Source organism: Mycobacterium sp. NGS27 (genome assembly GCF_059813005.1).
Map to the genome: position 1 here is coordinate 1 of NZ_JCALDT010000005.1, position 15,241 is coordinate 15,241.

Annotated in this window: 10 protein-coding genes; 8 read left to right on the plus strand and 2 right to left on the minus strand. The window is 69.8% G+C overall.

All coding sequences use genetic code 11. The features are described from left to right. From AC5Y30_RS14335 to AC5Y30_RS14355, 5 genes are all read left to right on the plus strand, one after another. Positions 1-1,906: AAA family ATPase (locus AC5Y30_RS14335; RefSeq protein WP_499919071.1), on the plus strand; the 1,906-nt coding region annotated here is incomplete at its 5' end. 45 nt (positions 1,907-1,951) lie between these two features. Further along, a complete protein-coding gene (gene ftsY / locus AC5Y30_RS14340; RefSeq protein ID WP_499919072.1) occupies positions 1,952-3,292 on the plus strand; it encodes a signal recognition particle-docking protein FtsY in 1,341 nt (446 codons plus the stop codon). Positions 3,293-3,483: 191 nt separating this feature from the next. Beyond that, a complete protein-coding gene (locus AC5Y30_RS14345) occupies positions 3,484-4,872 on the plus strand; it encodes an ammonium transporter (RefSeq protein WP_499919808.1) in 1,389 nt (462 codons plus the stop codon). Continuing rightward, a complete protein-coding gene (gene glnB / locus AC5Y30_RS14350; RefSeq protein WP_144956377.1) occupies positions 4,869-5,207 on the plus strand; it encodes a nitrogen regulatory protein P-II in 339 nt (112 codons plus the stop codon). The genes AC5Y30_RS14345 and glnB overlap by 4 nt, the downstream gene beginning before the upstream one ends. Positions 5,208-5,252: 45 nt before the next feature. Next, the gene (locus AC5Y30_RS14355) at positions 5,253-7,739 is read left to right on the plus strand and encodes a [protein-PII] uridylyltransferase (RefSeq protein WP_499919073.1); all 2,487 of its coding nucleotides are present in this window, start codon (positions 5,253-5,255) and stop codon (positions 7,737-7,739) included. A 46-nt stretch (positions 7,740-7,785) separates the two neighbouring features. Here the strand turns inward: AC5Y30_RS14355 and AC5Y30_RS14360 are convergent, their stop codons facing one another. Then, positions 7,786-9,522, minus strand: a complete 1,737-nt coding sequence (locus AC5Y30_RS14360) for a DEAD/DEAH box helicase (RefSeq protein WP_499919809.1) — start codon at positions 9,520-9,522, stop codon at positions 7,786-7,788. 107 nt (positions 9,523-9,629) lie between these two features. Next, a complete protein-coding gene (locus AC5Y30_RS14365; RefSeq protein ID WP_499919074.1) occupies positions 9,630-10,424 on the minus strand; it encodes an alpha/beta hydrolase in 795 nt (264 codons plus the stop codon). A 130-nt stretch (positions 10,425-10,554) separates the two neighbouring features. On the opposite strand from AC5Y30_RS14365, the gene ffh reads away from it, so the two are divergent. From ffh to AC5Y30_RS14380, 3 genes are all read left to right on the plus strand, one after another. After that, a complete protein-coding gene (ffh, locus tag AC5Y30_RS14370; RefSeq protein ID WP_499919075.1) occupies positions 10,555-12,114 on the plus strand; it encodes a signal recognition particle protein in 1,560 nt (519 codons plus the stop codon). Positions 12,115-12,179: 65 nt separating this feature from the next. Beyond that, on the plus strand, positions 12,180-13,256 hold the full coding sequence (locus AC5Y30_RS14375) for a metal-dependent hydrolase family protein (protein ID WP_499919077.1): 1,077 nt from the start codon (positions 12,180-12,182) through the stop codon (positions 13,254-13,256). 175 nt (positions 13,257-13,431) lie between these two features. Beyond that, positions 13,432-15,240 carry an N-acyl-D-amino-acid deacylase family protein gene (locus AC5Y30_RS14380; protein ID WP_499919079.1) on the plus strand — a complete coding sequence of 603 codons (1,809 nt, stop codon included), beginning with the start codon at positions 13,432-13,434 and terminating at the stop codon, positions 15,238-15,240. The last annotated feature ends 1 nt before the right edge of the window (position 15,241 follow it).

The following is a 15,241-nucleotide window of genomic DNA, read 5'->3' on the forward strand; positions in this document are numbered from 1 at the left end:
CGCGCTGGTGTTGGGAGACTGGCCCGCCGATCAGCCTGCGCCGCAGGCCGCCCCGGCGGGCGGGCTGTGGGCGCTCGACCTGATCGACGCGCCGGCCCGGCTGCGCGGCGCGATCACGGCCATGCTCTCCGGTGTCGCGGTGGTCGACGATTTGGACCAGGCCCTGGCGCTGGTGGCGGCGCACCCTCACCTGCGCGCGGTCACGCTCGACGGTGACCTGGTTGGCGCCGGCCGGGTGAGCGGCGGGTCGGACCGCAAGCCCTCGACGCTCGAGGTGACCTCGGAGATCGACAAGGCCGGCGACGAGCTCACCGCCGCGGAAGCGCGGGTGGCCCAGCTGAGCGCGGCGCTGTCGGGCGCGCTGACCGAGCAGGCCGCCCGTCAGGACTCGGCCGAGCAGGCGCTGGCCGCGCTCAACGAGTCCGACAGCGAGATCTCGGGGATGTACGAGCAGCTGGGACGGCTCGGTCAGGAGGCCCGGACGTCCGAAGACGAGTGGAGCAGGCTGCTGCGGCAGCGCGAGGAGCTCGAGGCGGGCCGGACCCAGACCGTCGCCGAAGTCACCGAACTGGAAACCCGGCTGCGCAACGCCCAGGAGACCCAGCACGCGCCGACGGAAGATCCGGTAAACCGTCAGCAGATCGCCGCGGCCACCGAGACCGCTCGCAGCGTCGAAGTCGAGGCCCGGCTGGCGGTGCGGACCGCCGAGGAGCGCGCGAATGCGGTTCGCGGACGGGCGGATTCGTTGCGCCGCGCGGCCGCGGCCGAACGCGAGGCCCGGCTGCGGGCCCAGCAGGCGCGGGAGGCGCGGCTACGCGCCGCCACGGTGGCGGCGGCGGTGGCCGACGCCGGGCGCCTGCTGGCGCAGCGATTGACCGGCGTCGTCGACGCCGCGTCCAAAATCCGCGACGCGCTGGCCGCCGAACGCCAGGAGCGTGCGACCGCGATGGCGGCGGTGCGCGCCGAGGTGAACGCGTTGAGCGCGCGGGTGGCCGCCCTGACCGACTCGCTGCACCGCGACGAGGTGGCCAACGCCCAGGCGGCGATGCGCATCGAGCAGCTCGAGCAGATGGTGCTCGAGCAGTTCGGCATGGCGCCGGCCGACCTGATCGCCGAGTACGGCCCGGAGAATCAACTGCCGCCCTCCGAATTGGAGATGGCCGAATACGAGCAGGCCAAGGAGCGCGGCGAACAGGTTTTCGCGCCCGCGCCGATTCCCTACGACCGGCCCACCCAGGAGCGCCGCGCCAAACGGGCCGAGCGCGAGCTGGCCGAACTGGGCAGGGTCAACCCGTTGGCGCTGGAGGAGTTCGCCGCGCTCGAAGAGCGTTACAACTTCCTGTCCACCCAGCTCGAGGACGTCAAGGCCGCGCGCAAGGACCTGCTCGGGGTGGTCGACGAGGTCGACGCCCGCATCCTGCAAGTGTTCAGCGAGGCGTATGCCGACGTCGAACGCGAGTTCACCGAGGTCTTCACCGTGCTGTTCCCCGGCGGTGAGGGCCGGCTGCGGCTGACCAATCCCGACGACATGCTCACCACCGGCATCGAGGTCGAGGCCCGCCCGCCGGGCAAGAAGATCACCCGCCTGTCGCTGCTATCCGGCGGTGAAAAGGCGCTGACGGCGGTGGCGATGCTGGTGGCGATCTTCCGGGCCCGCCCGTCGCCGTTTTACATCATGGACGAGGTGGAGGCCGCCCTCGACGACACCAACCTGCGACGGCTGATCTCGCTGTTCGAGCTGCTGCGGGCGCGCTCCCAGCTCATCATCATCACCCACCAGAAGCCGACGATGGAGGTCGCGGACGCGCTCTACGGCGTGACCATGCAGGGCGACGGCATCACCGCGGTGATCTCGCAGCGGATGCGGGGCCAGCAGGTGGAGCAGCTGGTCGGCGCCGTCGAGTAAGGCCCGGTGACCACCCCGCACCCGACCGCTTGAAACAATGTCAGCGTGTCCCAAGGTCTTTGGATCGCCATCGCGGTCGTCGCTGCCCTGGTCGTCATCACCGCGCTGGTCCTGGGCCTGCTGCGGTATCGGCGGCGGCGCATCAGCTTCTCGACCCGGCCCGAACCCGGGGCCATCGACCGTTCCGGCGGCTACACCGCGTCCTCGGGCATCACCTTCAGCCAGACCACGACCGCCGATCGGCTCGACACGACCGGGCTGCCCGGGGTAGGTGACGACGCCGCCATCCCACGCGACGCGCCGCGGCGCACCATTTCCGAGGTCGAGCTTCCCGAACCGGTGCCCGAGGCCCCCGCCTCGCCGGCCCCGGCGCCGGCGCCGCAGGCCCCCGCGCCCGAGGCCCCGGCACCGGAGGTTCCGGCGGCCCCCGAGGTGCCCCCGGCCGCCCCCGAGATCGAGGAGATCGCGCCCACCGAGGGCCGACTGGAACGGCTGCGCGGCAGGCTGGCCAGATCGCAGAACGCGCTCGGTCGCAGCATGCTGGGCTTGATCGGCGGCGGCGACCTGGACGAGGACGCCTGGCAGGACGTCGAGGACACACTGCTGATCGCCGACCTGGGGCCGGTGGTCACCGAATCGGTGATCGCGCAGCTGCGCACCCGGCTGGCCGGCAGCGACGTGCGCACCGAGGCCGACGCCAAGGCCGTGCTGCGCGACGTGCTGATCAAGGAGTTGCAGCCTGGCATGGACCGGTCGATCCGGGCGCTGCCGCACGCCGACCACCCCTCGGTGCTGCTGATCGTCGGGGTCAACGGCACCGGAAAAACCACCACCGTCGGCAAGCTGGCCCGGGTCCTGGTCGCCGACGGGCGGCGCGTCGTCTTGGGCGCCGCCGACACGTTCCGCGCCGCGGCGGCCGATCAGCTGCAGACCTGGGCGTCGCGGGTGGGCGCGGAGGTGGTGCGCGGCGCCGAGGGCGCCGACCCGGCCTCGGTGGCGTACGACTCGGTCGACAAGGGCATCGCCGCGGGCGCCGACGTGGTGCTCATCGACACCGCGGGCCGGCTGCACACCAAGGTCGGGCTGATGGACGAGCTCGACAAAGTTAAGCGGGTCGTAACACGGCGCGCCGCGGTCGACGAGGTGCTGCTGGTCCTTGACGCCACCATCGGGCAGAACGGGCTGGCCCAGGCCCGGGTGTTCGCCGAGGTCGTCGAGATCACCGGCGCGGTGTTGACCAAGCTGGACGGGACGGCCAAGGGGGGCATCGTCTTTCGGGTTCAACAGGAACTCGGCGTGCCGGTCAAACTGGTGGGGCTCGGGGAAGGCCCCGACGATCTCGCGCCGTTCGAACCGGCCGCTTTCGTCGACGCGCTACTGGGCTGACACCCCTTACACGGCGAGCGGGACGTTAATCCCGCCGAAACATGGCGGCACCATCGCCGAAACAACAATCTCGCAATGTTCTGGGACAGGCCATCAGACGTGTTTCTGGCGGCCAGTTGTGGGCCGAGCGGAGGAGATTGCGAGTGACATACCCGATACTGGGCCAGCCCAATACCGGCGATACCGCCTGGATGCTGGCCAGTTCCGCGCTGGTGCTGTTGATGACGCCGGGTCTGGCGTTCTTCTACGGCGGCATGGTGCGCGCCCGAAGCGTGCTGAACATGCTCATGATGAGCATCAGCGCGATGGGCGTGGTCACCGTGCTCTGGGTGCTTTACGGCTATTCGCTCGCCTTCGGCGACGACGCCGGGGCCGGTGTCGTAGGGAAGCCGACGTCGTTCTGGGGCCTGAAGGGCCTCATCGGCGTCAACGCTACGGCCGCCGATCCAAGCAAAGGCGTTGCGGCAACGGACATTCCGCTGGCGGGTACCTTGCCCGCCACGGTGTTCGTGGCGTTCCAGCTGATGTTCGCGATCATCACCGTCGCCCTGATCTCGGGCGCGGTGTCCGACCGGCTGAAGTTCGGCGCCTGGCTGGTGTTCGCCGGCCTATGGGCGACGTTCGTCTATTTCCCGGTCGCCCACTGGGTTTTCGCGTTCGACGGCTTCGCCTCCGAGAAGGGCGGCTGGATCGCCAACAAGCTGCACGCGATCGACTTCGCGGGCGGGACCGCGGTCCACATCAATTCCGGTGTGGCGGGCCTGATGCTGGCGATCGTGCTGGGCAAGCGGCGCGGTTGGCCCACGACGTTGTTCCGGCCGCACAACCTGCCGTTCGTGATGCTCGGCGCCGGATTGCTGTGGTTCGGCTGGTACGGGTTCAACGCCGGATCGGCCACCAGCTCCAACGGTGTCGCCGGGTCGACCTTCATGACAACCACGGTCGCGACGGCGACCGCGATGCTGGGCTGGATGCTCACCGAGCGGATCCGCGACGGCAAGGCGACGACGCTGGGCGCGGCGTCCGGCATCGTCGCCGGGCTGGTGGCCATCACGCCGTCGTGCTCGTCGGTCAACGTGCTGGGCGCGTTGGTGGTGGGCCTGGTGGCCGGCGTCGTGTGCGCGCTGGCGGTCGGCCTGAAATTCAAGCTGGGCTTTGACGACTCCCTCGACGTGGTCGGGGTGCATCTGGTCGGCGGCTTGGCCGGCACCCTGTTGGTGGGGCTGCTCGCCGCGCCGGAGAGCCCGGCCATCAACGGCGTCACCGGGGTGTCCAAGGGCCTGTTCTACGGGGGCGGCTGGGCCCAGCTCGAGCGGCAGGCAGTCGGCGCGTTCAGCGTCCTCATCTACTCTGGGGTGGTTACGCTGATCCTGGCGTTGATCCTGAAGTACACCATCGGGCTTCGTCTCAACCCGGAGGCGGAAGCCTCGGGCATCGACGAGGCCGAGCATGCCGAGAGTGGTTACGATTTCGCCGTGGCTACCGGTTCGGTTCTGCCGCCCCGGGTCGCTGTGGCGGATACCCGCAATGGCCTGGAGGAGGAGCGAGTGGGCGACAAAGTGGAGGCAGAGCAGTCATGAAGCTGATCACCGCGATCGTAAAGCCGTTCACGCTCGATGACGTGAAGACCGCTCTGGAGGACGCGGGCGTCCTGGGGATGACGGTCAGCGAAATCCAGGGCTACGGACGGCAGAAGGGTCACACCGAGGTCTACCGGGGCGCCGAGTATTCGGTCGACTTCGTGCCCAAGGTGCGCATCGAGGTCGTCGTCGACGACTCCATCGTCGACAAGGTCGTGGACAGCATCGTCCGGGCCGCGCGCACCGGCAAGATCGGCGACGGCAAGGTGTGGGTGAGCCCCGTGGAAACCATTGTGCGGGTGCGCACCGGCGAGCGCGGAACCGATGCGCTATGACATCCGCTGTCAATTGCTGATTCGACCCGGGCGGGCCGGGAGGGCATGACCCCGAACGACCCCGATCCGTCCGGGCAGCTGGCTGGGACGGAAAGCGCCTGCGGGGCAGTCGATTTGGCCGCTTCGCGGCGCCAACTACTGTCCGAGGGCAGCAAGCTGCACGCCGCCGAACTGCGGCACGCCTGGCTGGACCTGCACGAATCCTGGTTGATGGCCAAGGCGGACGAGATCGGGATCACCGACGACAGCGGCTTTGCCATCGTCGGCATCGGTGGACTGGGCCGCCACGAGTTGTTGCCGCATTCCGACCTGGACCTGATGTTGTTGCACGACAACAAGTCCGACGACGTGCTGGGCACGGTAGCCGACAAGTTGTGGTATCCGTTGTGGGACGCCAACGTTCGGCTCGACCACAGCGTGCGGACCGTTTCCGGGGCCCTCGGTGTCGCCAACGCCGACATGATCGCGGCGCTGGGCATGCTGGACGCCCGCCACATCGCCGGCGACGCCCGGCTGTCCGACGAATTGATCGCCGGCGCTCGACGACAGTGGCGCAGCGCGATTCGCTCCCGCATGAACGAGCTCGTCGAAATGACGCAGACGCGTTGGGACCGCTGCGGACGGATAGCGCAGCGGGCCGAGCCGGACCTGAAGTCGGGTCGCGGCGGCCTGCGCGATGTGCAACTGCTCGACGCGCTGGGTGTCGCCCAGCTGATCGACCGCCACGGCATGGCGCGTCCGGAATCTCCCGGGGGTTCGCTCGACGACGCCCACCTGACGCTGCTCGACGTGCGCACCGAGCTGCACCGGGTGTCGGGCCGCGGACGCGATCAGCTGCAGGCCCAATACGCCGACGAGATCAGCGCCGCCCTGCACATCGGGGACCGATTTGACTTGGCGCGCAAGCTATCCGACGCCGGGCGCACCATCGCCTACCATGCCGAGACCGGCATCCGGACCGCCGAGAACGCCCTGCCGCGGCGCGGGGTGACGGCCCTGGTGCGCCGGCCCAAGCGGCGTCCGCTGGACGAGGGTGTCGTCGAATATGCCGGAGAGATCGTCCTTGCCCGCGACGCGCGCCCCGACACCGACGTCGGTTTGGTGTTGCGGGTGGCTGCCGCCTCGGCCGACACGGGGTTGCCGATCGGCGCCGCCACGCTGAGCCGGCTGGCCGCCGGCGCGCCGGAGATGCCGGTGCCATGGCCGCGAGAGTCGTTGGACGACTTACTGGTTGTGCTGTCCGCCGGGCCGACCACCGTGGCGACCATCGAAGCGCTCGACCGCACCGGGCTGTGGGGCCGGCTGCTGCCGGAATGGGACGCCATCCGCGACCTGCCGCCCCGCGACGTCGCGCACAAGTGGACGGTGGACCGCCACGTCATCGAGACGGCCGTCAACGCCGCACCGCTGTCGACGCGGGTGGCGCGGCCCGACCTGCTCGCGTTGGGCGCGCTGCTGCACGACATCGGCAAGGGCCGCGGCGTCGACCACAGCGTGCTGGGCGCGGGTCTGGCGCTCGAGATCGGGCCCAGGCTGGGCATCTCGTCGGCCGAGACCGAGCTGCTCGCGCAGCTCGTCCGCCACCACCTGCTGCTGCCGATGGTGGCCACCCGCAGCGACCTCAACGACCCCAACACCATTGAGCGCGTGGTGAAAGCGCTGAGCGGGGACGCGCTGCTGCTCGAAGTCCTGCACGCCCTGACCGAGGCAGATTCGAGGGCCACCGGCCCCGGGGTGTGGAGCGAGTGGAAGGCGTCGCTGATCGAGGATCTGGTCCGGCGCTGCCGGCTGGTGATGGCGGGGGAGCCGCTCCCCGAGGCGAAACCCGCCGCACCGCAGTATCTTTCGCTGGCTGCCGATCGCGGCGTCCACGTGGACATCAAGCCCAGCGGCGGCGAGCGTCTGGATGTGGTGATGGCCGCGCCGGATCAGCGGGGACTGGTGTCGAAGGCCGCCGCGGTGCTGGCGCTGAACTCGCTGCGCATCCATTCGGCCTCGGCCAGCACCCATGAGGGATTCGCGATCGTCGAATTCGTGGTGTCGCCGTTGTTCGGCTCACCGCCGGAAGCGGGCCTGCTGCGCCAGCAGTTCACCGGCGCGCTGGCCGGCGACGTCGACGTGTTGGGCGCGCTGGAAAAGCGCGACAGCGACGCCGTCAGCGCGGCCACCGGCCGGGCGGGTGAGGTCCAGGTCGGGGTGCCCGTCACGCGGTCGAGCGCGCCGCCCCGCATCCTGTGGATCGACTCGGCCTCACCCGACCAGTTGATCGTCGAGGTGCGCGCCATGGACCGACTCGGATTGCTCGCCCTGCTGACCCGCGCGCTGGAGGTGGCGGGCACCGACATCGTCTGGGCGAAGGTCAACACCTTCGGGTCGACCGCGGCGGACGTCTTCTGCGTGACGGTGCCTGCCGAAGTGGCCGATGCGGCCGCCGGCGCCGAGCACGGCGCGCGCGACGGGGTCGAGCAGAGCCTGCTGGCCGTCTTGGGCGGCCCGGCGGTCGAGGTGCTCGAGGAACCCGTCGGCGACTGAGTGTGATGGGGCGACCCGTCCCCCGCAAGCGGCTCGCGGCGCCCACTCACGAATGTTCGGCGGCGAGCTGGCGCACCGCGTCGATGCGAGCGCGCAGCTGTTCGCGGCTCGCCGCGGCGATCGGCGGGCCACCGCAGCGGCGACGCAGCTCGTTGTGAATCCACCCGTGCGGCTTGCCCGTCCGGTGGTGGGCGATCGAAACGAGGGTGTTCAGCTCGCGGCGCAGCTCCCGAAGCTGGCCGTGCACGGTGGCGGACGGGGCCTGCACGCCCGCCCGCGATCCGGCCTCCTTTTGCATTTGGGCCCGCCTCTGCAGCTGTTCGTCCTGACGCTGGTGCAGCAGCGCGCGCATCTGCTCGGCATCGAGCAGCCCCGGGATGCCGAGGTAGTCCGCCTCCTCCTCGCTGCCGGCCGGAGCGGCGGTGCCGAACGACGATCCGTCGAAGATGAGCTGATCGAGTTCCGCGTCGGCACCCAGTGAGGTGAACCCCTTGTCGAGGTCGCTCTTCTCGTCCTGCGTCTTGGTGGCCGGATCGCCCTCGAGCGGGTCGCCCTCGGAGACGCGGTGCGGCTCGCCGAGCACGTGGTTGCGCTGAGCCTCCAGCTCGCTGGCCAGCTGGAGCAGGTTCGGCACCGACGGCACGAAGATGCTCGCGATTTCCCCCGGGCGGCGCGACCGCACGAACCGGCCGACCGCCTGGGCGAAGAACAGCGGCGTCGAGGCGCTGGTGGCGTAGATCCCGACCGACAGCCGCGGCACGTCGACGCCCTCGGAGACCATGCGCACCGCGACCAGCCAGCGGCTGGTGCTCGCGGCGAATTCGCTGATGCGCGCCGACGATCCGGGATCGTCGGAGAGCACCAGCGTCGGCGCCTCGCCGGTCAGCTTCGTCAGCAGGGCGGCGTAGGCGCGCGCGGCGGTCTGATCGGAGGCGATGATCATTCCACCGGCATCCGGTATGTGCGTGCGCAATTGGCGCAGCCGCAGATCCGCGGCGGTGATCACCGCGGGCATCCATTCGCCGGCTGGGTCCAGCGCCGTGCGCCACGCGCGCGCGGTCTGCTCGGCCGACAGGGGCTCGCCGAGGCGGGCCGCGTGCTCCTCGCCGGCGCTGTCGCGCCACCGCGCCTCCCCGGAGTAGGCGAGGAAGACCACCGGCCGGACCACGCCGTCGGCAAGCGCATCGGTGTAGCCGTAGGTGTGGTCGGCCCGCGAACGCCGTACCCCGTCGGGGCCCGCCTCATAGGTCACGAACGGGATGGGGCTGTCGTCGCTGCGAAAGGGCGTGCCCGTCAGCGCGAGCCGGCGGGTGGCGTCGCCGAAGGCTTCGCGGATGGCGTCGCCCCACGTCTTGGCGTCACCGCCGTGGTGTATCTCGTCGAAGATGACCAGGGTGCTGCGCTGCTCGGTGCGCACCCGGTGCAACGTCGGATGCGCGGCCACCTGCGCGTAGGTGACCATCACGCCGTGATACTCCGGCGCGATCCGCGGGTTGCTGTTGGTAAACCTCGGGTCCAGGGCCAGGCCGTAGCGCTGCGCGGCCTGCGCCCACTGCACCTTCAGGTGCTCGGTGGGCACCACGACGGTGACGTGCTCCACGGCGCGTTGGCCGAGCAGTTCGGCCGCCACCCGTAGGGCGAACGTCGTTTTCCCCGCGCCCGGGGTGGCCACCGCCAGGAAATCGCGCGGCCGGCCGGCGAGGTACTTGACCAGCGCCCTGCGCTGCCAGCCGCGCAGCACGCCTGCGTCGTCGGCCCGCGCCTGGATGTCGCCGAGCGGCATCGACACAGGCCCCCCGTTCATTGCTCGCCGACGCGGCTGACTCGATTGAGTCGCGGCTGTGAAATCTAGCACGCCAACGCTTTTCGGCGCAGTAACGACTCGACCGGCTACTGTGTCGGGCTCACCGTTTCGCGGGTCTGCAGCCATTCGTGGATGCGTCCGGCAACGTCGGCCCAGCCCGGTTCGAGCATCATGTTGTGGCCCATGGAGAAGAATTCCGGCTCGGTGCGGTAGGCGCGCGCCGTGTTGCGCACCTCGCGGACGCTGACGAAGCCGTCGTGCAAGGCGCCCAGCACCAAGATCGGCGTGGTCACCCGCTTGGTTCTGACGCGACGGACGATCGGGTCGGTCATCGCCGCGCGAACGCTCTCGGCCCCCGCGCGTTGCCGGCACGATTCGACGACGGCCTCGGGCGTGTCGACGCAGAACAGGTACTCGCGGGCCAGCGCCGGGGTGGCGAGGAACTTCAGCAGCGTGGGATCGCTCCACGATTCCATCGTCATCGAGGGTCGCCGCCGCCACACCCGCAACGCCAGCGTGAGCACGCCCTGCGGCGGCACCGAGCCCACCAGCACCGCGGCCGGCGCGCTGCGATCTTCGAGGTAGCGCTGGATCACGAAACCGCCCAGGGAATGACCCACCAGGACCGGCGCGCCGCCCAGGTCGTCGGCCACCGTGCGGACGTCATCGATGTAGTCGCGGATCGACACCTTCGGCAGCGGCTTGGCCGTGGGGCTGGCGCCGTGTCCGCGCAGGCTCATCGCGACCGCGCGGTAGCCGGCCTCGGCGAAGAAGTCCAAGAAGTGTTCCCAGCACCACGCGCCATGCCAGCCGCCGTGCACGAAGAGCAGCGGCACCGGATGCGCTTCGGTGCACGACCCCTTGCCGATCACCTCGAGCATGAGCCGACCTTTGCTGGCGGCGGACCGGCCGTCAAGCTCCCGCCGAGCGTCACGCCAGCGTGGCGCCCGACGCCGTGGGCCACGCCAGCGTGACGCTCGCGCCAGATTGCAGTGCCACTAGGCTGGCGGGGTGTTTGAATCGCTGTCCGACCGATTGACCGGTGCCCTGGCAGGGCTACGCGGCAAGGGTCGATTGACCGACGCTGATATCGAGGCCACCACTCGCGAAATCCGGCTGGCGCTGCTGGAAGCCGACGTGTCGCTGCCCGTGGTGCGCGCCTTCATCACCCGGATCAAGGACCGCGCCCAGGGCGCCGAGGTCTCCGGCGCCCTCAATCCGGCGCAGCAGGTCGTCAAGATCGTCAACGAAGAACTCATCGGCATCCTGGGCGGACAGACCCGCCAGCTGGCGTTCGCCAAGACCCCGCCGACCGTGGTGATGCTCGCCGGCCTGCAGGGTTCCGGTAAGACGTCGCTGGCCGGCAAGCTGGCCGCCTGGCTGCGCGGACAGGGGCACACCCCGCTGCTGGTGGCGTGCGACCTGCAGCGCCCGGCCGCGGTGAACCAGCTGCAGGTGGTCGGTGAGCGCGCCGGGGTACAGGTCTTCGCGCCGCATCCCGGCGCGTCCCCCGAATCCGGGCCCGGCGACCCGGTCGCCGTCGCGGCGGCCGGACTCGCCGAGGCGCAGGCCAAGCACTTCGACGTCGTCATCGTCGACACCGCCGGCCGCCTCGGTATCGATGACGAGCTGATGGCCCAGGCCGCGGCCATCCGCGACGCGATCAATCCCGACGAAGTGCTGTTCGTGCTGGACGCGATGATCGGTCAGGACGCCGTCACCACCGCCGAGGCGTTCCGCGAGGGCGTCGGCTTCACCGGTGTGGTGCTGACCAAGCTCGACGGCGACGCCCGCGGCGGCGCGGCGCTCTCGGTGCGCGAGGTGACCGGCGTCCCAATCCTTTTCGCCTCCACCGGCGAGAAGCAGGAGGACTTCGACGTCTTCCACCCCGACCGGATGTCCAGCCGCATCCTGGGCATGGGCGACGTGCTGAGCCTGATCGAGCAGGCCGAGCAGGTTTTCGACGCCGAACAGGCCGAGGCCGCGGCGGTCAAGATCGGCACCGGCGAGCTGACGCTCGAGGATTTCCTGGAGCAGATGCTGGCCATCCGCAAGATGGGCCCGATCGGCAACCTGCTGGGCATGCTGCCGGGCGCGGGGCAGATGAAGGACGCGCTGGCCCAGGTCGACGACCGCCAGCTCGACCGCCTGCAGGCCATCATCCGCGGCATGACCCCCGCCGAGCGCGCCGACCCGAAGATCATCAACGCGTCGCGGCGGCTGCGCATCGCCAACGGCTCGGGCGTCACCGTGTCCGAGGTCAACCAGCTGGTGGACCGCTTCTTCGAGGCCCGCAAGATGATGTCGTCGATGCTCGGCGGCATGGGCATCCCCGGTCTGGGCCGCAAGTCGGCGACGCGAAAGTCCAAGGGGGCCAAGGGCAAGGCGGGCAAGAAGGGCAAGAAGGGCGGACGCGGCCCGACGCCGCCGAAGGCGCGGAACCCCCTGATGCAGGGCATGCCGGCCGGATTCCCCGACCTGTCCCAGATGCCCGAAGGCCTCAACGAACTGCCGCCCGGTCTGGCCGACTTCGATCTGTCCAAGCTGAAGTTCCCGGGCAATAAATCGTGACGATCGCGAGCGCGGCGGTGCCGGGCGAAGCGGGTCGTCACCATCGGAACTAGCCGACGGTGCGCATGCACGTGCGGGGCGTGGGGCTGCCCGACGAGACCGAGATCGAACTGTGGATCGTCGACGGCCGGATCAGCGCCGAACCCGTCGCCGGAGCCGACACCGTCTTCGACGGCGGCTGGATTCTGCCCGGGCTGGTCGACGCCCACTGCCACGTCGGCCTCGGCGAGCATGGCGAGATCCCGCTGGACGACGCGATCGCCCAGGCCGAGATCGAACGCGATGTCGGCGCGTTGCTGTTGCGGGACTGCGGGTCGCCCACCGACACCCGCAGCCTCGACGACCGCGACGATCTGCCCCGAATCATCCGTGCCGGAAAGCATTTGGCCAGACCCAAGCGCTATGCCGCGGGTTTCTCGCGCGAGCTGGAAGACGAATGGCAACTGCCGCAGGCGGTGGCCGAGGAGGCCAGGCGCGGCGACGGCTGGATCAAGCTGGTCGGCGACTGGATCGACCGCAGCGTCGGCGATCTGGCCCCGCTGTGGTCCGACGACGTGCTCAAGGCCGCCATCGAGACCGCGCACGCCCACGGCGCCCGGGTCACCGCGCACGTCTTCAGTGAAGACGCGCTGCCCGGCCTGATCAGCGCCGGCATCGACTGCATCGAGCACGGAACCGGCCTGGACGACGACACCATCGAGCTGATGGTCGAGCACGGCACCGTGCTGGTCCCGACGCTGGTCAACATCATCGAAAACTTCCCCGGGATCGCCGAGGCCGCCTCGAAGTATCCGGCCTACGCGGCGCACATGCGTGACCTGCATGCGCGCGGGCTGTCCCGGATCGCGGCGGCCCGTGAGGCGGGCGTGCCGATCTACGCCGGCAGCGACGCCGGCACCATGGTCGCCCCCGGGCGCATCGCCGACGAGGTCGAAGCGCTCAAGAGCATCGGCATGAGCCCCACCGAGGCGCTGGGCGCGGCGTGCTGGGACGCGCGCCGCTGGCTCGGCCGGCCCGCCCTCTATCACGGGGCCTCCGCGGACTTGCTGTGCTACTCGAGCGACCCGCGCTCGAGCGCCGCCGTGCTGAACACTCCCGACCTGATCATGCTGCGCGGCAACATCTTCCGGTCACCGGCTTAGCCGCACCACGGGGTCATCGCACATCTGGCCCGCCGCGCCGAGACGACCGGGATTGCGACGCCGGCGCCCCTCGATGTCGCACACTAACCATCGCGGGAACTCCGGAGGCCTGGCGGAAAAGATTGCGAGTGCTTGCTATCTATGTTAGCGTTCCGGCAGCAACGAGAGGGGACCCATGGCCTACGACGTCATCATCCGCGACGGATTGTGGTTCGACGGCACGGGCAGCGCGCCCCTGACGCGCACGCTCGGCATCCGCGACGGCATCGTGGCCACGGTCTGCGCGGAGCCGCTGGATGAGACCGGCTGCCCCGAGGTGATCGACGCGGCCGGCAAGTGGGTCGTTCCCGGCTTCCTCGACGTGCACACCCACTACGACGCCGAGGTGCTGCTGGATCCCGGGCTGCGCGAGTCGGTGCGCCACGGCGTCACCACGGTGCTATTGGGCAACTGCTCGTTGTCGACGGTCTACGCCGATTCCCAGGACGCCGCCGACCTGTTCAGCCGGGTGGAGGCGGTGCCGCGCGAATACGTCTTCGGCGCGTTGGATTCCCGCCGGACCTGGTCGACGGCCGCGGAGTACATCGAGGCGATCGACGCGCTGCCGCTGGGCCCCAATATCGGTTCACTGCTTGGTCATTCGGACCTGCGGACCGCGGTGCTGGGACTGGATCGGGCCACCGACTCCACGGTGCGTCCCACCCAGGGCGAGGTGGAGAAGATGGCCCAACTGCTGGAGGAGGCCCTCGACGCCGGAGTGCTCGGCATGTCCGGGATGGACGCGCCCATCGACAAGCTCGACGGCGAACGGTTCCGCTCCCGCGCCCTGCCGTCCACCTTCGCGACCTGGCGGGAACGGCGCAGACTGATCAAGGTCCTGCGCAAGCGCGGCCGCATCCTGCAAAGCGCCCCCAACGTGGCGAAGCCGTCGACCGGAATGCTCTTCTTTTTGGCCAGCAGCCGATTGCTCAACTGGGGCAAGGGCGTTCGAATGAGCATGCTCGTGTCCGCCGACGCCAAGTCGATGCCGCTGTCGGTGTACGTGTTCGGTCCGGGGACTCGTCTGCTGAACAAGCTGTTGGGCTCTGATGTGCGATTCCAGCACCTGCCGGTGCCATTCGAGTTGTACTCCGACGGAATCGACCTGCCCGTCTTCGAGGAGTTCGGCGCCGGAACGGCCGCCTTGCACCTGCGAGACCAGTTGGAGCGCAACGCGTTGCTGGCTGATAAGGATTACCGCCGCAGGTTCCGTCGCGAGTTCGACCGCGTCAAGCTCGGACCGTCGCTGTGGCACCGCGACTTCCACGACGCGGTCATCGTCGAATGCCCGGATAAGTCGTTGATCGGCAAGAGCTTTGGCGTGATTGCCGACGAGCGCAAGCTGCACCCGCTCGACGCATTCCTGGACGTGCTCGTCGAAAACGGTGAACGCAACGTCCGGTGGACGACGGTCGTCGCCAATCATCGCCCCAAGCTGCTGGACGCGCTCGCCAACGAAGGCAGCGTGCACATGGGCTTCTCGGATGCCGGAGCGCACCTGCGCAACATGGCGTTCTACAACTTTGGATTGCGGATGCTCAAGCGCGCCCGGGACGCCTATCGCGCCGGCGCGCCCTTCATGTCGATCGAGCGCGCGGTGCATCGGCTCACCGGTGAACTCGGGGAATGGTTCGGCGTCGACGCGGGCACGCTGCGGCAGGGTGACCGTGCGGATTTCGTGGTGATCGACCCGGCCGGACTCAACGAATCCGTCGACGGCTATTACGAAGAAGCGGTGCCGTTCTACGGCGGCCTGCGGCGCATGGTCAACCGCAACAACGACGCCGTCGTCGCCACCGGTGTGGGCGGTGTGGTCGTCTACGGTGGAAGCCACTCCAAAGGCGAATTCCGGGACGGCTACGGGCAATTCGTGCGGTCGGGCCGGTACCTGCGGGCGAGACAGAGCGCCCGCCGCGAGCGTGACGTGCCGAAAGTCACCGCCTGAC